This window comes from Acidobacteriota bacterium, assembly GCA_034211275.1.
Lineage (GTDB): Bacteria > Acidobacteriota > Thermoanaerobaculia > Multivoradales > JAHZIX01 > JAGQSE01.
Genome location: JAXHTF010000046.1, coordinates 1 through 20,870 on the forward strand (window position 1 = coordinate 1; position 20,870 = coordinate 20,870).

General features: G+C 69.5%; 12 protein-coding genes. 7 read left to right on the top strand and 5 right to left on the bottom strand.

What is annotated here, in order from left to right:
* Nucleotides 1–1,749 (bottom strand): hypothetical protein, encoded by a 1,749-nt coding sequence (locus SX243_09895; protein ID MDY7093271.1) that lies wholly within the window; start codon nucleotides 1,747–1,749, stop codon nucleotides 1–3.
* The gene (locus tag SX243_09900) at nucleotides 1,746–3,641 is read right to left on the bottom strand and encodes an O-antigen ligase family protein (protein MDY7093272.1); all 1,896 of its coding nucleotides are present in this window, start codon (nucleotides 3,639–3,641) and stop codon (nucleotides 1,746–1,748) included. Before SX243_09900 ends, SX243_09895 begins: the two co-directional genes overlap by 4 nt.
* Before the next feature lie 240 nt (nucleotides 3,642–3,881).
* Between SX243_09900 and SX243_09905 the strand changes: the two genes are divergently transcribed.
* From SX243_09905 to SX243_09915, 3 genes are all read left to right on the top strand, one after another.
* A complete protein-coding gene (locus SX243_09905; GenBank protein ID MDY7093273.1) occupies nucleotides 3,882–4,865 on the top strand; it encodes an NAD-dependent epimerase/dehydratase family protein in 984 nt (327 codons plus the stop codon).
* Nucleotides 4,866–4,927: 62 nt separating this feature from the next.
* Nucleotides 4,928–5,809: a hypothetical protein gene (locus SX243_09910; GenBank protein ID MDY7093274.1), complete on the top strand. Its 882-nt coding sequence runs from the start codon at nucleotides 4,928–4,930 to the stop codon at nucleotides 5,807–5,809.
* 7 nt (nucleotides 5,810–5,816) lie between these two features.
* Complete coding sequence (locus tag SX243_09915) at nucleotides 5,817–7,466, top strand: acyl-CoA dehydrogenase family protein (GenBank protein ID MDY7093275.1); 1,650 nt, start codon at nucleotides 5,817–5,819, stop codon at nucleotides 7,464–7,466.
* A gap of 33 nt (nucleotides 7,467–7,499) precedes the next feature.
* Here SX243_09915 and SX243_09920 read toward each other — a convergent pair whose 3' ends face one another.
* The 3 genes from SX243_09920 to hemE are packed head-to-tail and all read right to left on the bottom strand — an operon-like array spanning nucleotide 7,500 to nucleotide 11,367.
* A complete protein-coding gene (locus SX243_09920; GenBank protein ID MDY7093276.1) occupies nucleotides 7,500–9,011 on the bottom strand; it encodes a sulfatase in 1,512 nt (503 codons plus the stop codon).
* Nucleotides 9,008–10,339, bottom strand: a complete 1,332-nt coding sequence (gene hemG / locus SX243_09925) for a protoporphyrinogen oxidase (GenBank protein MDY7093277.1) — start codon at nucleotides 10,337–10,339, stop codon at nucleotides 9,008–9,010. The genes SX243_09920 and hemG overlap by 4 nt, the downstream gene beginning before the upstream one ends.
* A 5-nt stretch (nucleotides 10,340–10,344) precedes the next feature.
* On the bottom strand, nucleotides 10,345–11,367 hold the full coding sequence (gene hemE / locus SX243_09930) for a uroporphyrinogen decarboxylase (GenBank protein MDY7093278.1): 1,023 nt from the start codon (nucleotides 11,365–11,367) through the stop codon (nucleotides 10,345–10,347).
* A gap of 41 nt (nucleotides 11,368–11,408) precedes the next feature.
* Between hemE and SX243_09935 the strand changes: the two genes are divergently transcribed.
* The 4 genes from SX243_09935 (at nucleotide 11,409) to SX243_09950 (ending at nucleotide 20,787) form a co-directional block, all read left to right on the top strand.
* Nucleotides 11,409–13,205: a sigma 54-interacting transcriptional regulator gene (locus tag SX243_09935; protein MDY7093279.1), complete on the top strand. Its 1,797-nt coding sequence runs from the start codon at nucleotides 11,409–11,411 to the stop codon at nucleotides 13,203–13,205.
* Between the two features lie 76 nt (nucleotides 13,206–13,281).
* Nucleotides 13,282–14,988: a urocanate hydratase gene (gene hutU / locus SX243_09940; protein ID MDY7093280.1), complete on the top strand. Its 1,707-nt coding sequence runs from the start codon at nucleotides 13,282–13,284 to the stop codon at nucleotides 14,986–14,988.
* A 28-nt stretch (nucleotides 14,989–15,016) separates the two neighbouring features.
* Nucleotides 15,017–19,207, top strand: coding sequence for an ATP-binding protein (locus tag SX243_09945; protein ID MDY7093281.1), 4,191 nt, complete (start codon nucleotides 15,017–15,019; stop codon nucleotides 19,205–19,207).
* Entirely contained in the window at nucleotides 19,204–20,787 is a 1,584-nt protein-coding gene (locus tag SX243_09950) for a hypothetical protein (GenBank protein ID MDY7093282.1), read from the top strand. The genes SX243_09945 and SX243_09950 overlap by 4 nt, the downstream gene beginning before the upstream one ends.
* Nucleotides 20,788–20,870: the final 83 nt, after the last annotated feature.

Sequence of the window (20,870 nt, forward strand, 5' to 3'; positions counted from 1 at the left end):
CTACCGCGCCCGCGCCTCCACGACCTCACAAGCTACCACCAGAATCTCTCCGGAACCGTCGCGGAATTCCGCGGCCTCCAGCGCCAGCTGCTCTAGAGCAAAGGATTCGACGCCTTCGGCGCGGGCCCGGATGCGTTGGGAGAAGGGTGCAAAGTAGGCGCCGCGGCGGTGGGTGATCACCTCGTTTCGGTAGGCCCGCCGGTCGATTACCAGCAGGTCGACACCGTACTTCCGGCAGAAATCGGCCGCCGGCTCGAGGTCTGGGGCTGCGGCGTAGTAGGCGTCGAAAAAGTCCTCGAGGCGCTCGGTCATCGACCGCCAATAGGTGGTGAAGTAGGGATTGGAGAGCTCATAGCTGATCACCACCCGGCGGCCGGTGAACAGGGGGATCCCGTCGCCGAGGGTGGGGAAGGGGGCGATGAGGGTGTCCTCGGGCAGCGTTTGGAGGTAGGCGTAGAGCTCTCCGGAACGGGAATAGTCGTCCAGGCCCACGCCGTCCAGCGCCGGTGCGGTGAGCAGCAGGCCCGCCAGCGCCGCCGCCAGGGCCCAGGGCCCGGCGCGGCGGGGAAGCCGGGCCAGGAACCAGGCTCCGAGGGCGGCGAGCGCCAAGATCGCCAAGAGGGGCAGCGAGTACATGACATAGCGCCGGGGCAGAAAGAGTCGGAAGAGCAGAACCTCGGCGGCGGCGTACAGGCCGTAGCTGGCCAGGAACAGGGCCAGGAGGGCCGGCGGTAGGCGCAGTGGATGCCGCTGCTGCTCCTGGTGTCGGCGCCGGACGGCGAGCCCTAGGGCGAGGGCCAGCAGCGCCAAGATGCCCCAGAGCTCGACCCTGGGCATCCTCCGGGGTGGGTTGCCGGGGAGGAGCTGCCGCAGGTTGGGCAGCGAGCGCCGGAGGCTCTCCTCCAGCACCCCGTAGGGACCGGGGGTGGGGAGATGGGTCTGACGGCCGCCGGCGTAGAACTCCGGCGACTGGCGCATCTCCTCGCCGGAGATCAGTGGCCCGATGCGTGGCTCCTGGGTCAGGGTGTATTTGGCCACCAGGACCCCACCCCCGAGGAGCAGCCCCACCAAGATCGGCATCCACATCTTCCGTTGGCTCATCAGCCCACTGAGACTCTTGCGGAACCTCCGGTCCTCCGGGCTCCCCGTGCCACCCTGCCAGCCCTCGAAGAGACCGGCCAGTGCGGCGGTGCCTCCGGCGAGGAGAAAGGCCATGGGGTAAAGGAGGGCAGCGGCGGGGAGCAGCCAGGCCAGCCACCGATGACGCCGGGCTACCAACAGGTCGAGGGTGAGGAGCAGGATGGGCACGGCGAAGGCTCGCGGGTGGGCACCGGCCATCTTTTGCAGAAAGAACGGGGAGAAGGCGAAAAGAGTCGCCGCCAGCAGTGCCCCGGGAACGCCGGCGAAACGGGCCGCCAGCCGGCCGACGAGGAGCACCGAGAGAGCGAAGAGGAAGAGCGGCAGCCAGCGGCTCAAGGTGAGGGGATCCACCACCACCGAGGCCACCCGGTAGAGGGCTCGAAAGCCCCAGGGCTGGTAGTCCCGGGCATAGACCGTCAGCAGGTCGTCCTGAAAGCGCTCCGGGTGCTCCCATTGCTGCATCCAGTAGATGTGCTGGTGGGAGTCGTTGTTGACCACATAGGGTTCGGTGAGGGTCGCCCGATGGGCCCAGGCGGCGAGCAGGAGACCTGCGAGAAAGAGGCCGAGCCACAGTAGCGCCTGCCACCGAGTCTCCGACAGCGAGCTCATGGAGCGGCGTCCTCCTGCGCCTTGGGAGCCTCGCTGGTTCCCCGGGGCTCCAAGCTCACCGCCAGCGCAAGGGTCAGCCCCCAAATCGGCGCCAGGCGGAAGTTGAGGATCTCCGGCGACGCCAGGCTCCACACCGCATACCCGATCCAGGCGGCGGTGAGGGCGGCGAGGAGCGCCCGCCGGGGGCCCGGCGGTGTTCGGAGGCAGCTCTGTGCCAGCCAGCGAATCCACAGGCCGAAGGCGCCGAGCACCGCCAGCGCACCGGCGAGACCGAGCTTGAAGAGCAGGAAGAGATAGAAGTTGTGGATGTAGTTGAGGTCCTGGGCGTCGAGGCGGGACGAGAGGGGAACGATGCTCGAGCTACGTAGCGAATACGAGGCGCCGAGGCCGAAGCCCAGGAGCTTGCGGTACCAGGGGGCCTCCAGGAAGCGATAGATCAGCGTGCGGCTCTCCTCCAGCCGGTAGGCGGCGGATCCGCGCATGGCCCGGGAGCCGATGGAGAGGGGGTCGAGGCTCGAGCGCAGGCGGTCCGCCATGAAGGCGAGCTGCTCCAGCAACCGGCCGGTGGCGGGGTCCCCCAGGCGCTCCAGCTCCAGCCGGTGCAGGAGCCAGCGCTGGGGAGGGGACTCCGGCGACGGCGAGCCCGAGCCCGGGTCGGGATAGCGGCCGTGGAAAACGACGCGTGCTTGGATGGTGCCTTCCGGGACCAGTCCCGTGACCGAAGGCTGGCGCCAGCCCAGGCCGGGCTCGGCGCAGGCGGTGAGCACGCCTAGCAGCGCCCGCTCTTCGTCGAGCCACCACAGGGAGACGCAGCCTTTGGCATCCCCCGGGCTGCTCCCGGCGGTGCTCTTCAGATGGGCAGTGCTCTTCAGATGTGCCGTCAAGCGGTAGAGCCCGGGTTCCGTCACCGGTACCGTCTGCGGTATCCGCACGACCTCGCTATCGGGCGGAAGAACCCAGCTCAGCGCGCGCCGGAATTTGCCGCCGGTCCACGGGGCTTCCTCGAGGTTGAGCCCCGGCGGCACCATCGGTTCTCCTGCGGGGTCCTCCGGCAGGATGTGGGAGGCGTCCCGCCCCGGCATCAAGTCCGGACGCTGGGCCGTTTCCCACCACCACAGGGCGCGCTCCACGGCGAGAAGCGGCAGCAGCAACAACCCCAGCAGGATCAGTCCCCGCCACCAGCGCACCCGAGGAGCGGCGAAGGCCAGGAAGATCAACAACGCCAGCGGCGTGATGAGCAAGAGACCCCGGATGCCGGAGCCCAGCATGTAGGTCCCCAGGATCGCCAGGGCGACGCCCCATAGCACTTGCAGCCATCGGGTGCGGCGAGCCAGCAAGGCCAGGAGAAACAACAGGGCCAGCAGGGACGGGCCGGCGATGGACACCGAATTGGCGAAGTACAGGCGTCCCACGGGACGGCCGGAGAGCAAGCGACCGGCGGCGTCCAGCAGATGCGCCGCCGCCGCAAGGGTCACCGTCATCGCCAGAACCGGCGGGAGCCAGGCGAGGCCGGATTTGCCGGGATCGGCCTCCGAATCTGACCCGGAGCGCTCCACAGCCAGCCCCGCCAGGGCTGCCAGGGGGAGCAAGCCCATGGAAAGCACCTGGCCCGCGACCCTGCCCAACGGCTGGCCGGAGAGGATCCCCACCAGACCTCCCAGCGCTGCAGCAGCGGCGTAGAGAAGCAGTCCGAGGAGCACCGCCCGGGGGCAGCTGCGCCAGCGTCGAAGCCAGCCGGCCCGACCCAGGCCCCAGAGGCAGAGCACTCCCGTCGCCGCCAGGATCGCCGCCGCCTGATAGCGCAAGCTGCCCTCGAAGGAGAGCCAGCGGGTGGCGTAGGGGGTGAGCAGGATGAGAGCGGCCAGGGCGGCGGTTACCGCGGCGCTGCCCACGGCGGGCTGCGGAAGACCTGCGGAAGCTGGTGGCTTCGCGGTAGATGCGGCGGGAGTTCGGTGGGAAAAAAACAGGGGGTTGGCCTCTTGGGACGACTGCGAGACCCTAGTCTACTCCAGCCCTCGGGACCAGTCTGTCCCCGGGGCCGGAGCGGTGGTAGCCTTGGCGCCGACATTGGCCGGGCCGATGGTCTCCTCGATGGAGCGGGGACGATCCCGGCGCGGCCGCGGAGGATTTGGATGGCTGAGCAGAAGAAAACGATTTGCGTCACCGGCGGGGCCGGATTCATCGGTTCCCACTTGGTGGACGCATTCCTGCGCCGGGGGCACCGAGTGCTGGTCATCGACGATCTTTCTACCGGCCGAGAGGGGAATCTGGCTTCGGCGGCGGAGTTTCACCCGCTGGACGTGGTGTCGCCGGAGGCGGCGAAAGTGGTGGAGGACTCCGGGGCGGACCTGCTGGTGCACCAGGCGGCGCAGATGAACGTTCGGCGCTCGGTCACCGACGTGCTCCACGACGGCCGGACCAACGTTCTCGGCGGTTTGAATATGTTCGAAGCCGCCCGCCGCGGTGGCGTGCCCCAGATCCTCTTCGCCTCCACCGGCGGCGCTATCTACGGCGACCAGGAGGTCTTCCCGGCGCCGGAGGAGCATCCGCTACGCCCCCTCTCTCCCTACGGCGTCAGCAAGCTGGCCAGTGAGAGCTATCTCTACTACTACCACCAGACCTACGGCATGGACGTCACCTGTCTGCGCTATGCCAACGTCTACGGCCCGCGCCAGAATCCCCATGGAGAGGCCGGGGTCATCGCCATCTTCCTGCAATTGCTGCTGGCGGGGCAGATCCCCACCATCTACGGAGATGGCCTGCAGACCCGGGATTACGTGCACATCGACGATGTGGTGGCGGCGAATCTTGCGGCGGCGAACTTGGGGCTGACCAAACTGGAACTGAACAGCGAGCCCGGGTACCGCATCTACAACGTCGGCACCGGCGTCGAGACCTCGGTGGTAGATCTCTACCGCCTCATCGCCGAGTCCTTGGGCAGCAGCGTCGAGCCCCGTCATGGCGCCGCCAAGGCCGGCGAGCAGCTGCGTTCGTCGGTGGACCCCCGGCGGGCCTTGCGGGAGCTCGACCTCCCCGAGCCTCGTTCCCTGGCCAGCGGCTTGCCGGAGACGGTGCAATGGTTCGCCGGCCAGGCGGCGGACGTCCCGGCCACTTAGACCGACCCAGATTCTGCCCGTCGCCGGCGGACGGTGGCGGCGCTTTGGAGGACCCACTGACCATGAAGCTCCGATTCCTACTGCCCCTCGCCCTCCTGCTCCTCGCCAGCACCGGCTGCGTCACCCTGGACATGTTGCTCCAGGTGCAACCCGACGGCAGCGGCCGGTTGAATACCGAGATTCGCATTCAGAACGCCTTCCTGCAGCTGGCGGAGGGCATGGTGGGCGCCGGCGGCAGCACCTCCGGCGATGCCGGCATCTTTTCCGAGGCCAATCTGTTGAAGATGGCCAAGGGCTTGGGGCCGGGAGCCGAGTTGATCTCCCACGAGCCGGTGGAGGACCCATACACCAGCGGTGTGAAGGCGGTCTTCGCCATTCCCGACGTGCGTGCCATGAGCTTCGACGCGGTCCCCGTGGCCCCCAACCGCAACACCCAGGGCACGGTGGATCTGGAGCAGGGGGACGGCCGCACCACCCTGCTGCTGACCTTCCCGGCGCCGGAGGAGGCCTCCGGCAAGCCGCTCCTCCAGGGGGCCGACGTCGAGGGCATGAAGGATCTGCTTACCGGGCTGAAGATCAACCTGGCGGTGCAGGTGCCGGGGAAGATCCTCGAGACCAACAGCCCCTTTGCCAGCGGCGACCAGGTGACGGTGGCGGCGCTGGATCTGGATCAGCTGCTGGCGGATCCCGAGGGCATCGCAACGCTGACCTCCGCTTCCGCCAGCACCATCGCTCAGGTGGGGGAGCTGCTCAACGGCTTCGCCGGAGTCCGCTTCCATCCGGAGGAAGAGCTGCGGGTGGTGTACCAGACTCCCAAGGGCGCGAAGCTGAAGCCCGCTCCCAAAGCGCCGTCGACGGCCCAGGAGCCTCCGGCACCGGAAGCCCCGAAGAAGCCCATGGCCTCCGAAAAGCCCGCCCAGGAAACCGAGGGCGGGGAGGGATGACCCGGCGGTGAGCGGCGGCCCGGATCACGGATTCTGCCAAGAGCCACCCCGCCTCGGCGACCCTTACGCGGAGGACGAGGTGCTCCGGGGCTACCTGCGGCGGGTGTTGCCGGGAGACCTTCTGGAGCAGCTGGAGCCGGAGCTGGAGGAGATGGCGCGGCTCGCCGTCGAGCTCTATCACCGGAGCCTGGAAGACCGCCTCCACGAGCCGGAACACATTCCCTACGACCCCTGGGGCCGCCATGTGGACGAGATCCGGGTCACCGCGGTGTGGCAGGCGGCGGAGCGCATCGCGGCGGAGAAGGGCCTGGTGGCCACGGGCTACGAGGAGCGCTTCGGCCGCTGGGCGCGGGTCGCCCAATTCGCTCTCGTCTATCTCTTCACCCCGTCCTCCGACCTTTACAGCTGCCCCCTGGCCATGACCGACGGCGCTGCCGGCACTCTGCGGCGCACCGCCTCGGAGGAGCTACGGCAGCGGGCGGTGCCCCAGCTCCTCAGTCGGGACCCGAAGGAGTTCTGGACTAGCGGTCAGTGGATGACCGAAACCGCCGGCGGCTCCGACGTCGGTCGCTCGGAGACCATCGCCCGCCAGGACGCCGATGGCACCTGGCGACTGTGGGGGCGCAAATGGTTCACCTCGGCGGTGAATTCCCAGATGGCCCTGACCTTGGCGCGGCCGGAAGTGGACGGTGCTACGACTCCCGGCGGAAGGGGACTGGCCCTCTTCTATGTCGAGACTCGGGACCAGGAGGGCTTGCCCAATCGGCTGCGGGTGGCTCGCCTCAAGGACAAGTTGGGAACCCGCAAGCTGCCCACCGCCGAGCTTTTGCTGGAGGGTACGCCGGCGATCCCGGTGTCGGGGTTGGAGCGCGGCGTCAAGCACATCACGCCGATGCTCAACATCACCCGCACCTGGAACGCCGTCAGCTCCGCCTCGTTCCTGCGCCGGGGGCTGGCCCTGGCCTGGGATTACGCCGGCCGGCGGGTGGCCTTCGGCGCACCGATCCTCGAGCAGCCGCTGCATCGGGATACCTTGGAAGGCCTGGCGGCGGAGACCGCCGGCGCCTTCCATCTGACCTTCCGCACCGTCGAGCTCTTGGGTTTGGTGGAAGCCGAGGAGGCGTCGCCGGAGGAGGAGCGTCTCCTGCGCCTGCTCACTCCGCTGGCCAAGCTGACCACCGCCAAGCAGTCGGTTGCGGGCTGTAGCGAGGTTCTAGAAGCTTTCGGTGGCGCTGGCTACGTGGAGGACACGGGGCTGCCTTCCCTGCTGCGGGACGCCCAAGTGCTGCCCATCTGGGAGGGCACCACCAACGTCCTCTCCCTGGATCTGCTGCGGGCCCTCCAGGAAACCGGCGGCCTGGGCCCCATCGCCGCCGAGCTGGACCGCTGCCTGGCGGACTCTCCCGACCTCCTCATCGGCCCCGCCGCCGTCGCTCGGGAAGCCTTCGAAGCCGCCTCGCGGTGGCTGCGAGAGCACCAAGACCGCCCCAGCAACCTCCAGGCCGGCGCCCGCCGCCTCGCCCTCACCCTCGGCCGCACCCTCGAGCTGGCCCTGCTCATCCAACAGGCCGCCTGGTCCCTAGCCCAAGGGGACCCTCTCCCCGTCACCACCGCCCAGCGCTTCGCCGACGAGGGCGTCTCGCGGCTTCACGGCTAAGCTTTTTCCCCTGGGCGCAGGCTTCGGCAGCTCCTAGGGGCCCAATCCCGTATCCCGCGGGATGCGGCGGGGGAGAGTGCGCTCTTCGAGCTCTTCCTGGGGAGTGTCCAGCTGCAGGTAGCCGAGGGCGGCGAGGCTGGAGCGGGTTTCGGAGTCGAGGGTTTGGCTCTCGCGCTGGGCCGCAAGGGATTCGAGGCGGTTGTGGTGGTTGATCAGACCGCGGCGGAGCTCCGGTAGCTCGGCCGCTTGTTGGGCCTCCGTGAGAGGAGAGTGCTCGGTGGTGGGGGAGAGCTCTCGCGGGTCTTGCTCCAGATCGAAGAGACGGTCGTGGGGAGCGTCGACGGAGTGGATGAGCTTGGCGGGCCATTGCATCCAGGCGAGGGCACCGCGGCCGTCGAGGTCGAGATGGAACCAATGCTCCCGGTCACTGCCCAGGTCTTCGCGGCGCACCAGCGGTGCCCACAGGGAGCTGCCGGAGCCGTCTTCGGCGAGCTCGGGGGATAGGCCCAAGGCGTCGAGGGCGGTGGCCAGGAAGTCCAGCTGGTGGAAGGTGCGGACGGGGTCCTCCGGCACGGCAGGGGCTTCGGGAACGGCAGGGTCCTCAGGAGCGGCGGGGGCCTCGGCTCCGAGGCTGCCGTCCCGAGCCCAGAAGATCAACGGCACCCGGATCGCCTCCTGGTAGAGGCCGGTGCCGTGGGTGAGCTCGCCGTGCTCCAAGAACTCCTCGCCGTGATCCGAGGTCACCACCACCAGAGTGCGCTCCAGCAGACCCTGCTCCTCCAGCCCGGCCAGCAGATGCCGGACCTCTTCGTCCACTTGGTGAATCTCGCCGTCGTATTGGTCGATCATCCGCCGCAGCACCTCCGGCGTCATCTCGGTGCGGCCGTTGCGCACCTGCCGGGGCTGGACGAAGCCCTCCACCGGCGGTCCGTCGGCGAGCCCCTGGTCGGTGAACAGGCGGGGCGGGTGGTAGGGATCGTGGGGATCGACGTAGTGAGCGTAGAGAAAGAACGGCGGGCGGAGCTCCTGGGCCAGCGCCAGGGACTTGGCGGTGACCCTTGGGCCATCGATCTTGCCCGTGGGGTGGGTCATTTCGAAGTGCCGAAAGCCGCGGTCGAAGCCGAATTTGCGTCCGACATTGCGGTTGCCCACGTAGGCGGCGGTGTCGAAACCCTTTTCCGCCAGGAGCTCCGGCAGGTAGGGCACCTCTGCCGGCAAGGCGTCGGCGCGGCCCACCGCCTGGTGACGCTGGGGCGGGAAGCCGGTGAGCAGGGTGGCCACCGAGGGCTTGGTCCAGGACGATGCGGCATAGCCCTGGACGGCGATGCCCTCGCTCTGTAGCCGGGTCAGGGTGGGGGCGGTGTTGCGGTGGTAGCCATATCCCGGCAAGTGGTCGCTGCGCAGGGTGTCGATGAGGATCACCACCAGGTTGTCGTAGCGTGGCGCCGGCTCGGGCCGCGACCAGAGATCCGTGCAGGCGCTCGAGAGGAGCGCCGCCGAGAAGAGAACCGCTGCGAGCAGCCAGGCCAGGTCCGGGCGCTTCACGAGATGGGTCCCTCGACGCTCCAGCCGGCGTCGACGCAATCCGGGATGCCGACACCGTAGCGCCAGTTGCCCAACACCGTCAGCCCCGGGTGACGAGCCTCCACGGTGGCCACGGCGGTCTTGAGGGCTGCTTGAGCGGCGGTGGGTTGGGGGATGCCGGGGAGCCAGCGCTGAACGTGGCGCATCACCGGCTCGCCGCGCACCTCCAGGAACTCCTCCAGCTGTTCCTGCACTGAGCGGTAGAGCTCCTCCTCCGGCTGCTCCGCCAGCTCCGACCGCCGCCGGCCACCCACCATGGCCACCAGCAGCTCGCAGCCTTTGGGGGCGCGGCCGGGGAAGAGACGGGAGGGGAAGAGACAGCCGAGGATGGGGCGATGCTCGCGGTGGGGTACCAGGAATCCGAAACCGTCGAGAGGATGGCCGATGCGCTCCCGGGGGTAGCCTAGGGCTACCACCGCCACCGGCGCGCTGGGCAGGGGAGCTGGCGAGGCGTCCAGGGGAGTGGCGCCGAAGAACGGCGAGAGGAGGCTCAGGGTGGTCTCCTGGGGCAGCGCCAGGACGAGTCGGGGCACCGCTCCGAAGGTCTCGGCGGAGTCTCCAGCAGAAGCCTCGACGTGAAAGCCGTCCTGGGCCGCGGTGATGGCGGTGACTCGGGTTTCCAGCCGCAGATCCAGATCCTCCGCCAGCTCCTCGGCGAGGGTGGCGAATCCGGCGTCGTGGCCGATGATCTCCCGCCGGGGAGTCTTGGCGCGGCGGGCGGCGATGGCGCCGCGAATCAGGCTGCCGTGCTCCCGCTCCAGATGGTAGAGGCGAGGGAAGGCAGCGCCCACCGTCAGCTCGTCCGGGTTGCCGGCGTAGATCCCCGTGACCATAGCGTCCCCCAGCCGCTCCGCCACCTGGGGGCCCAGACGCCGGCGGAAGAAGGCGCCGACGGTTTCCTGGGGGCCGGGACCGGCGGAGCGTAGGGGCTCGGTGAACAGCCGCAGCTTGGCTCCGGCGGTGAGCAGAGGGCTCCGGAGCAGGGCCGGCGGGCTCGCCGGCAGGGCCTGCAGGCGGCCGTCGAAGACCACGTAGCGTTTCTTGCCTTCCGGGGAAGCGCTGATCAAGCGCTGTTCGCAGCCGGCGTCGCGGCAGAGGTCCACCAGCTCGGGGCTGCGCAGCACCGTGTTGGGCCCCACCTCGATCACGAAGCCGTCCTGGCGCAGGGTTTGGAGACAGCCCCCAGGGCGGGCGGCGGCTTCCAGGACGGTGACCCGCAGTCCCTCCCGGCGCAGTCGCCGAGCGGCGGCGAGGCCGGTGATGCCGGCCCCCAGGACCAGGGCGTCCACCGGGCTCAGCCTCCGCCGGAGCTCTGCACCGTGTCGACGAAGGCCTGGGCGTGCTCCACCGGCGTCATGGGCAGGATTCCGTGGCCCAGGTTGACGATGTGGCCTCCGCCGCTGCCCTCCGCGAGCAACTGCTTGGTGCGGCGGCGAATCTCCTCCGGCGGTGCCAGCAGGGCCCCGGGATCGAGATTGCCCTGGAGCACCAGCTTCGGTCCGACGATCTCCCGCACCTGGCTCAAGGGCTGGCGCCAATCCACCGACAGGCCGTTCACCGGCAGCTCCGCCAGCGCCGGCAGCAGATGGGCTCCGCCGCGCAGGTAGAAGAGGGTGGGCACCCGGTCACCGACGCCCTCGAGGATGCGCAGCACCGAGGGCAGGGCCAGCTCGCGCCAACGCTCCAGGGTCAGCAGGCCGCCCCAGGTGTCGAAGAGTTGCACCGCCTGGGCCCCTGCCTCGATCTGCCCCAGAAGGTATTCGACGGTGATGTCCGCCAGGCGGTCGAGAAGCTGACGCAGCCCCTCGGGGTCGCTATAGCTAAAGCCCAGCAGCTGGTTGTGGTACTTCGAGCTGCTGCCCTCCACCAAATAGGCGGAGACGGTCCAGGGCGTGCCGGCGAAGCCCAGCAGCGGCACCCGGCCGTCGAGCTCCCGGCGGATGCTGGCGACGGCATCGAAGACGTAGCCCAGATCCCGTTCCACCACCGGACTCACCAGATGGGAGAAATCCTGCCGGGAGCGCACCGGGCGCTCCAGCCGTGGACCGACGCCCTTGGCGAAGGTCAGCCCGGCCCCCATAGCGTCGAGGATGAGCAGGATGTCGGCGAAGAGGATCGCTGCATCGACGCCCAACCGGTGCACCGGCTGGAGGGTGATCTCCGTGGCCAGCTCGGGAGTGCGGCAGGTGGTGAGGAAATCATAGGGAGCCACCAGCTCCCGATATTCTGGGAGAAAGCGGCCGGCCTGGCGCATCATCCACACCGGGGGCCGTTCCACTTTCTCACCGCGGAGGACGCGTAAGATCAAATCGTTCACGGGGCGAGAGGATAGCACTTCAGGTGCGATAGCATCGCCCCATGTTTCGCCTCGTGGCTTATGCCCCCGACGGGGTCCAGCGATTTCCGGTGCACAGCGACCGCCTGCTCATCGGCAGCCACCCGGATTGCGACGTCTTTTTGCCCTATACCGGAGTGGCTCAGGAGCACGCCCGGCTGATGCTCGACGGCCGGGCCCTGCGCATCGAGGATCTGGGTAGCCGCAAGGGCACTGTGGTGGCGGGGGAGCGGGTGCGAGAAGCCTCCCTGGAGGTGCTCGACGAGATCCGGCTGGGGGGCGTCACTCTGCTGGTCGAGGACGTGGCACCGGAGCCCGCCAACGATCCGGAACCGCCACCGGTGGAGCCGCCGGAGGCCTGCATCGACTCGGTGTCGATGGTGGAGCATCTTTCCCGGCTCAGCGATTGGGTGCTGGCGGATCCGGAGAGCCGCACCAGCTTGGAGTCCCTGGCGGGGGATCTGCTGCAGGATTTCGGCGGCGGTTTGATGCTGCTCTTCCAGGGCGAGGTGAGCAAGAACAGCGGGGTCAAATTCACCGTCGCCACCGACGCCACCTACCTGAGCGCGGCGGAGAATCTGCTGGAGCAGCTCTGCGACCATCGGGAGGCGCATGGGGAGGAGCCGCCGCCTTCCTTCGACGGCGAGCTCCTGGACCAGCCGGCCTGGATGTGCCATCACCTCTATCGCGCCATGGACCGGCCGTACTTCCTCGCCCTGGCGCTGCCGCGCTTTCGTCCCGACGGCTGGGGCCCGGAGTCGGCGCTACGCACCGTCGGTGATCTGCTGATCCTCGGCCTGGTGCACCACGTAGGCCACTACGAGCCCATCCTGCCGGGCAAGCAGGGGCGGCAGAACCTGGTGCTGGATCCGGGGCTGGTAGTGGGGGAGTCGAAGGTGATGCTGGAGCTGGTGGAGCAGCTCAAGGGGGCCGTGGATCCGCCGGTGCAGGTGCTGCTGCGCGGCGAAGCGGGCTCCGGACGGGAGCTCTGCGCTCGCTCCCTGCACCTTTCCGGATCTCGCCGTCACGGTCCGTTCATCATCGCCACCGCCGGTGGCGCCAAGCCGGGCCAGCTGGAGGCGGACCTCTTCGGCGCCGAAATCCCGGGCAAGGACGGCCCGGTGCGCCGCCAGGGCAAGCTGCAGCTGGCGGACGGCGGCACCCTCTACCTGGAAGACGTGGATTTGCTGCCCCTGGATCTGCAGGCCCGGCTGGTGCGCTTTCTGCGTACCGGCGAGGTGGAGCCCGCGGGCTCTCAGGACGCCTCGCGGGTGGATGTGCGGCTCATCGTCGCCAGCCGTGGTTCCTTGGAGGCTTTGGTGGCGCGGGATCAAATGCGGGTGGATCTGGCCTATCGGCTCTCCCAGCTGGCCATCGACGTGCCACCCTTGCGGGACCGGCGGGAAGACCTCACCCTGCTGATCCAAAGCCACATCAACCGCTTCTGTCACGAGCAGGGCAAGCGCGTCCAGGGCATCGCCGTCAAGGCCTTCAAGGCGCTGCTCAACTACGACTACCCAGGCAATCTGCCGGAGCTGGGAAATATCGCCCGGCAGCTGGTCTATCTCTGTCCCTCGGGACAACCCATCGACGTCAATCTTCTGCCGGAGAGGGTGCGCACCAGCACCATTCGCTCCGCCGCCCGCATCGACCGCAAGACCGAGCTCAATCTCGAGCGGCTGGTGGCGGATTGCGAGCGGGCGGCCATCCGCGAGGCACTGCGCCGGAGCCAGGGCAATAAATCCCAGGCGGCCCGGGATCTCGGTCTCTCCCGCAACGGATTGGCGATGAAAATGCAACGCTACGGGCTGCACGGCTGAGCCGCACGGCTGAGCTGCACGGCTGAGCTGAACCGCTGAGCCACACCGAGCCCGCTTTTCGCCACGAGGACTTCCCATGAGCACTTCCTCCGATACCGTCGTCGAAGCCACTCCCCCCAAGGCCGCTTCCGGACCGCGCACCGTGCGCGCACCCCGAGGCTCCGAGCTCAGCTGTCGTGGCTGGCAGCAGGAGGCGGCTCTGCGCATGTTGATGAACAATCTGGATCCGGAGGTGGCGGAGCGCCCGGAGGATCTGGTGGTCTACGGTGGGTCCGGCAAGGCGGCGCGCAACTGGGAGTGCTTCGACGCCATCGTCGACACCCTGCGTCGGCTGGGGGATGACGAGACGCTGGTGGTGCAGAGCGGCAAGCCGGTGGCGGTCTTTCCCAGTCACCCTGGGGCCCCGCGGGTGCTCATCGCCAACTCGCTGCTGGTGCCCAAGTGGGCGACGGCGGACGAGTTCCGTCGGCTGGAGGGGATGGGGCTCACCATGTACGGCCAGATGACCGCCGGCTCGTGGATCTACATCGGTACCCAGGGCATCCTCCAGGGCACCTTCGAAACCTTGGCGGAATGCGCCCGCCAGCACTTCGGCGGCAGCCTGCGGGGGACCCTGACGGTGACCGCCGGCCTCGGCGGCATGGGCGGTGCCCAGCCCTTGGCGGTGACCATGAACGAGGGTGTCTGCCTTATCGCCGAGGTCGACCCCCACCGCATCGAGCGCCGGTTGGAGACCCGCTATCTGGACGAGGTGGCGGACTCCCTCGACGCCGCCATCGAGCGCGCCACGGTAGCCAAGGAGGCGAAGGAAGCGGTGTCCATCGGCGTCGAAGCCAACGCCGTGGATCTGCTCAACGCCCTGGTCGAGCGGGGGATCACTCCCGACATCCTCACCGACCAAACCTCCGCTCACGACGCGTTGGAGGGCTACGTGCCCCACGGCATGCCCTACCAGGAGGCGTTGGAGCTGCGCCGTCGGGACAGCGCGGCCTACATCGAGCGCTCCCAGGCCTCCATGGCGGCCCACGTGGAGGCCATGCTCGAGCTCCAGCGCCGCGGCGCCGTGACCTTCGACTATGGCAACAACCTGCGGGGTCAGGCGCTGGAGAAGGGCGTGGACAACGCCTTCGACATCGAGGGCTTCGTCCCCGCCTTCATGCGGCCCCTATTCTGCGAGGGCAAGGGGCCGTTCCGCTGGGCGGTGCTCTCCGGCGACGAGGCGGATCTGCGGGCCACCGACGAGGCGATCCTGGAGATCTTCCCCGAGGATCGGGCACTCCACCGCTGGATTCGCATGGCCCAGGAGCGGGTGGCCTTCCAGGGGCTGCCGTCGCGCATCTGCTGGCTCGGCTACGGCGAGCGGGCTCGGGCCGGTGAGGCCTTCAACCGGCTGGTGGCGGAGGGCAAGGTGAGCGCCCCCATCGTCATCGGTCGGGACCACCTGGACTGCGGCTCCGTCGCCTCTCCCAATCGCGAGACCGAGGGCATGAAGGACGGCTCCGACGCCATCGCCGACTGGCCGGTGCTCAACGCCATGCTCAACGCCGTCAACGGCGCCACCTGGGTGTCCATCCACCACGGCGGAGGCGTCGGCATCGGCTATTCGCTCCACGCCGGCATGGTGATCGTCGCCGACGGTACGGAGGCTGCCGGCGAGCGCCTGCGCCGAGTGCTCACCGGCGATCCCGGCATGGGAGTGGCGCGCCACGCCGACGCCGGGTACGAAGCGGCGGTGGCCTGTGCTCGGGATCGCCACATCGATCTCCCCATGGTCGACGATTGAGTCATCCTGGAGGCCCCGCCCAGACCCCATGAAGCATAGGGGACCGATCGAGCTCTTTCTGCTGCTGATGGCGGCCGTAGCCCCATGTCTGGGGCAGCCCGAGGCGGCGGTGGTGCTGGTGGTCGCCACCTGCCTCTGGCCCCTCACCCGTCCCCCGCGGCGGGAGCTGTGGTTGGCGGGACCGGCGCTCTTGTTGGCCGCCGGTCTGCTGGTGGCGGATCTGCCCCAGGTCAGCCTCGGAGAGCTCTCTCCGGAGATCTGGAGCGCCCGCGCGGAGCCGCGCTACGAGGGGCTCTGGCAACGTCTGGAGCAGCCCGCAGGAGCGGCCCGGGCGGCCCTCACCGCGGATCCTTCGACCCTGGAGAGCCGGCCCCGGGCCTTCGAAATCCTCGTCGAGGAAGCGGCGAGAGCCGGTGGCACCCATCTACTGCTGTTGGATCCCGACGGCGAGGCCATCGCCTGGGCCGGCGACGGGCTGCTCCACGAGGTGGGAGCGGAGCGGCTGCCGGCGGCGGGGCGCACTCATCTGGCCAGCTTCAGCGCCGTGACCTTGTTGGTCGTGCAGCCGCTGAGCCAGGAATCTCGGCCCTGGCGCATCGTAGCCGGGCACACCTACCCCAACCATCCCCTGCCTTTCGCCGCACCGGGAAGAGCTCGGGCGGATGCCTATCGCTGGTCCTTGGCGACGGCGCTGCCGGCGCCGGCCTCGTCGACCGGGGGCTCCGCGGACGGGGCCGGTGAGGGTTTGCGGGTCGTGCGGGCGGAGGAGGGGCCGGTGATGTTGGTGCAGCGGATGCCCCCGGCGGCACCCTCGGCGATCTTCGCCCGGCCATTCCATCGCTGGTCCCTGGCGGCGGTGGGGTTGGCGCTGCTGGCGTTGGCGGTGCTGCGGGGCGTGGGACTGGCCATGCGCACGGTATCTCTCCGCGCCGAATCCCCACTGGCAGTCTCCGGCAGCGCCAAGTACCGCATGCGCGGGGCGCCACCGGGAAGTACCCCGGTCGCACTGACGGGTCTGGCGGGCTGCGGCTGCTGGGCCCTGGCGGCCACCGCCAGCCCCGCCGCCACCGCCGCCCTGCTCTTGGGGTCGGCGCTGGCGCTCTATGCTCTGGGCGGTGCGGGAGCTCACCGTGGGGGCGGTTCCATGCCGCTCACCGAAGCCCTGGCCGCCGGGGTCCTGCTGGTGACGGCGTGCTTCGGTTTGCAGGTGATTCTGGATACGCCGCTGGATTTGGCAGCGGAGCTTTTGGCCTCGCCAGCGGTGGTTTGTCTTCGGCTGGCTTTGTGGGCCGCTGCTCTGGGGCTGTTGCTTCTGGTGGCCCGGGAGGAGGAGTTGGATGGCCCCGACGCCGGCGACCGCTGGGCCTGGGGTGGGGCCCTTCTGCTGCTGGCGGCGGCGGCCCTCCATGACCGCCCGTGGGTGGCGCTGCCCCTCTTCGCCGCAGGTTTCGCCGCCGCGGCTCTGTGGGCCCAGCCCCGGCGCGTGATTCGCGGTCCCGGCGCCTTGGCGGCGGCGGTCCTGTTGGCGGCCGTCAGCTCCGCCACCGCCTGGGAAACGGCCTACCGCTGGCAGCTGCGCCAGCATCTGGAGGCGGATCTCCTGTCGCGCATGGCGCCGCCTTCGGCGACCCAGCTCGATCGGGTGCAGCGGGACTTGGAGACTTTCTTCGCCGCGCAGGACCTCACCGAGCTAACCCCCCATCGGGGCTCCGGGCTGGAGCGCCAGGATCTAGCCTACGTGCTGTGGCGGCGCTCGCCCTTGGCCCAGCCCAACGCTCTCTCGGCGGTGCTGGTACGGCCACTGGTGGGGGAGGCGTCCAGCTTCACCCTCGGGCTGACCCTGGAGGAGGAGTTGGAGCGGGCGGAGCTGGCGCCGGAACGCAGCAGCTTGCCGCGATGGGACGGTATGGAGGTCCGTGGCCGGGCCCAGCTGCAGTCCCGGGGCCGTCCCTGGGGCGAGGTGCTCTTCTGGCTTCGGCCGCGCCCCGGCTTCGGCCTCCACCGGCCCGCGGGTTCCGGGCCCATCGCCACGACGGAGATCGTCACCGCTCTTCTGAGCGCCGACACCGGCGCCGGGGGAACCGTCGGCGGGTTGCCGGCGCCGGTGCTCTACGGCCTCTACGCCAGCTCCGGCCGGGCCCTCCTGACGCCGTGGGACGAAGCGCCACCGCTGCCGGAGGAGCTACGTTCGGACCAGACCGGCGAGGCGGTGGTGGAGACGCCGTTGGGCACCGCGCGAGCCTATCGGCGGTTGGGCCTCGACGGCTGGGAAGTGCTCTTCCTTCCCATCCTCGGCCCGGTGGAGGGCCTCGACCGTATGGGCACCCACGCGGTGGCGGTGCTCGGCCTGCTGGCTCTGGGGGCGTTGGTGCTGGTGCTGCTGGCCTTGCCCCGGCCGGCCTTCCGCCAGCTGCTGCACCGGCTGTTGCGCTCCTACTCGCAGCGCCTGCTCATCGTCTACACCCTCTTCGCCCTGATCCCCCTGCCCTTGCTCAACCTCACCCTGGTGGCGGGGGTGCAGAAGCGCCTGTGGTTGCAGCAACGGGACGCCGGTGAGGCGGTGCTGGTCTCCGCCCAGCGCTACCTGGGGGGCTATCTGCGGGATCTGCCGGCGGGCTTCATCATCGATCTCAACTTGTTTGAAGAGCGGCTCCAATGGCTGTCCACCGTCGTGCGCCATGATCTCAATCTCTATTGGGGCCCCGGGGAGGGGCAAATCGCCTCCAGCCGGCCGGAGCTCTTCACCGCCGGGCTCTTGCCCAAGCGCATCCCCGGCGAGGTCTACGCCCGTCTGGCCCTGGGCGGCTTCAATCTCTCCTCCCGCACCCATCAGGTGGCTTCCAGCCCCTACGTGGAGCTCTATTCGCCGCTGCGCATCCCCGGTGAGCCGGTGGGGCAGGAGCGCCTCTTCCTCTCCATGCCCCTACTCGATCAGCAGCAGCGGGCGGCGGAGCAACTGGCGGATCTGCGCCGCCAAGCGCTGCTCTTTTCCACCGCTCTGCTGGTGCTGCTGGTGGCGGTGAGCACCCGCCTGGCCCGGGGCTTCACCAAGCCCATCACCGAGCTGGTGGCGGGCACCCGGCGCATTGCCCACGGAGCCACCTCGTTGGAGATGACGCCGTCGGACCTGGAGCTGGCGGCGGTGGTGGATGCGGTGGACGACATGGCCCGGCGCATCGCCGAAGGACGCCAGCGGCTGGTGCAGGAGAAGCGGGTGGTGGAGCGCATCGTCGAGCACATCACCTCCGGGGTGGTTTCCCTCGACCGCCGCCATCGGGTGCTGATGCGCAACCGGGTGGCGGCGGAGCTTTTGGGAGTGGAAGTAGGGGAGCCCATCGAGGAGGCGTTGCGACGCTCTCCGCCGCTGGAGCCGGTGGCAGAGGCGTTGGCGCGGCGCCAGGAGGGGATGTCCGGGGCTCCGGCCACGGTGCGGCTGGCGGGCGAGGAGGGGCAGGAGAAAGAGTGGTCCCTGGTGCTGGTGGAGGTACCCGGCAGCGGCGAGCCGTCGAGCCTGCTGGTGGTGGAGGACGTCACCGAGGTGCTGCGGGGGCAACGGCTGCAGGCCTGGGCCGAGATGGCCCGCATCATCGCCCACGAGATCAAGAACCCGCTGACCCCCATCCGCCTCTCCGCCGAGCATATGCAGCTGGTCCATGGCCACGACCCGGAGCAATTCGACGCCGTCTTCGAGCGCTGCAACCGCAACATCCTGCGCCAGGTGGACGAGTTGCAGCAGATCGCCTCCGAATTCTCCACCTACAGCTCGCTGTTGCGCATCGATCCCAAACGGGGAGATCTGCGGCAGACGGTGGAGGAGCTGGCGGAGAGCTATCGGGCGGCCCCGCCGCCGGGAGTGGAGGTGACCTTCGACGCTCCGCCGGAGCCGCTGGAAGCGCGCTTCGACGCTCGGCTGTTGGGGCGGGCGGTGCGCAACCTGCTGGAGAACGCGGTGCGCGCCAGCGCCGGCGGCGGCCGGGTAGAGGTGGGCCTGGAGGCCGCCAACGGGGACGCCCGCATCACCGTGTCCGACACCGGTCCTGGCGTCGATCCGGCGCTCCTGGGACGCATCTTCGATCCCTACTTTTCCACCCACGACACCGGGACCGGCCTGGGGTTGCCCATCGCTCGCCGGGTGGCGGAGGAACACGGTGGCACCATCGTGGCACGCAATCGTCCCGGCGGCGGATTGGAAGTAGGCATTACAATCCCTCTATCGTGAGCATTTTCAACCCTTCTCTCGTTTCCCTGCTGCGAGGACTCTTGGTGGCCGCCCTCATCGGCAGCGTCGGCTGCCTCGCTGGCTGTGGCGGCCCGGGCTCCGCGGTGGATCGCCCGGCGGGCTCTGCGCTCTGGGTTTCCGCCCAGGCACCGCCGGTGGGCTTGGAGGGAGTCGCCGACGCTGCCGCCAAGCTTGCCGACCAGGGCCTCAACATTCCCCAGGTTTCAGCCCTCGCCCGCGCCGGCGTCGGTGAGATCTTCGTCGAAGCTGCCACCCTGGAGTGGGACGGCGCCTCGCCCCGGCTGCTACAACATCGCTTGCCGGCCATGCCCCTGCGCACCTCCGCGAGCCTGGTGGTGCGGGGGGCGTGGGCATCGTCGGTGGAGCGGGCGGAGGAGAACGCCCAGGCGCTGGAGCGGGAGCTGGTGAGCCTCGCCTTCCGGGCCGAGGACGAGGGTTTGATCGTTCAGGGCTTCCATCTCGAGCTGGCGGCCCCAGGGGCTCCGGAGGAGATGCTCGAGAGCCTCGCCGCCACCCTCGCCCTGTTGCGCAAGGGCCTCACCGGCCAGCGCTACCTCTCCGTCGGCCTCCAGGCTCCCTGGCTGGAGCTGGAGACGCTACCGGCGCTGGCGGATACGGTGGACTTGTTGGTGCCGTGGCTGTACGGCAACCGCCCGCGGCACCCTCGGCGGGACGAGGCTTGGGATCTGGCGGTGGTCGATGCCGCGCTGGAGCGTATGGAAGCCCTCGAAACCCCCTACCTGGTCGGGGTGGTGACCCTCAACACCATCGAGCATCTGAGCCGCCGCGGCGAAGTGCTGGGCCGGCGCACCGACGGCAATCTCTCCCGCTTGGCCCTGCATCCGCGGCTGGACCTGGAGTCGGGCTTCGTGCTCCTGGGCCTGGACTGCCGGCGCTACGACTTCCGGGTCGAGGCGCCGACGCGGCTTGGGGACTGGCGGCTGGGCATCGGGGAACGGGTGCGGGTTCAGGGGCTGAGCTACGAGTATCTGCGCGAGCTGCGCCGCCGGCTGTCAGCGCGGGATCTGGAGTATTGGCAGGGCCAGCTCTATTTCCGACGGCCCACCGCCGAGGAAGAGCTGACCCCTTCGGTGGAAGTTCTGACCGCGGCTCTGAGCCCTACGGAGGAGGATCCGCGGCTGGAGGTGGAGGTCGTTCCCGTGGTCACCGAGGGCGACCGCCTGCGGGTGCGGCTGGTGCTGCGCAACCCCACCGTGCGCACCAGCGAGCTCATCTTCCTCGACGCCAATCACCTGGATCTGGACGTCAGCGGAGCGGTCATCCTGTCCGCGGAACCGGGGGATTTCCAGCGCTATCAACTGCTGCGGGCGGATGCCCGGGGAGAGCTCTCGGTGAGCCTTCGCCAAGCGCACCTGCTGCGCCTCTTCCGGCCGATTCTGGAGCCCGGGGCGGAAGTCAGCACCGGCGACATCGTGCTCCGCCGCACCAGCGGTCCGCTGGAGCTCATGCCCCGGGCCTCCTTCTTGCTTCCGGATGGCTCGCCGCTGGAGTCCCGCGCCCAGGTGTGGAACCCGGAGTCCCAACCCTCTGAGCCCTGATGCGCCGGATTGGGGGCCGCCCCGCCCTCCTCGGGCACACCAAGATCGTCTTAGACCTGCGCCCGGGAGCTGGGATACCATAG

What these genes read in the sequence shown, in the direction of transcription:
- SX243_09910 (MDY7093274.1), top strand. Translation starts at nt 4,928, where the DNA reads ATGAAGCTCCGATTCCTACTGCCCCTCGCCCTCCTGCTCCTCGCCAGC.
- SX243_09895 (MDY7093271.1), bottom strand. Translation starts at nt 1,749, where the DNA reads ATGAGCTCGCTGTCGGAGACTCGGTGGCAGGCGCTACTGTGGCTCGGC.
- SX243_09945 (MDY7093281.1), top strand. Translation starts at nt 15,017, where the DNA reads ATGAAGCATAGGGGACCGATCGAGCTCTTTCTGCTGCTGATGGCGGCC.
- SX243_09935 (MDY7093279.1), top strand. Translation starts at nt 11,409, where the DNA reads ATGTTTCGCCTCGTGGCTTATGCCCCCGACGGGGTCCAGCGATTTCCG.
- hutU (MDY7093280.1), top strand. Translation starts at nt 13,282, where the DNA reads ATGAGCACTTCCTCCGATACCGTCGTCGAAGCCACTCCCCCCAAGGCC.
- SX243_09905 (MDY7093273.1), top strand. Translation starts at nt 3,882, where the DNA reads ATGGCTGAGCAGAAGAAAACGATTTGCGTCACCGGCGGGGCCGGATTC.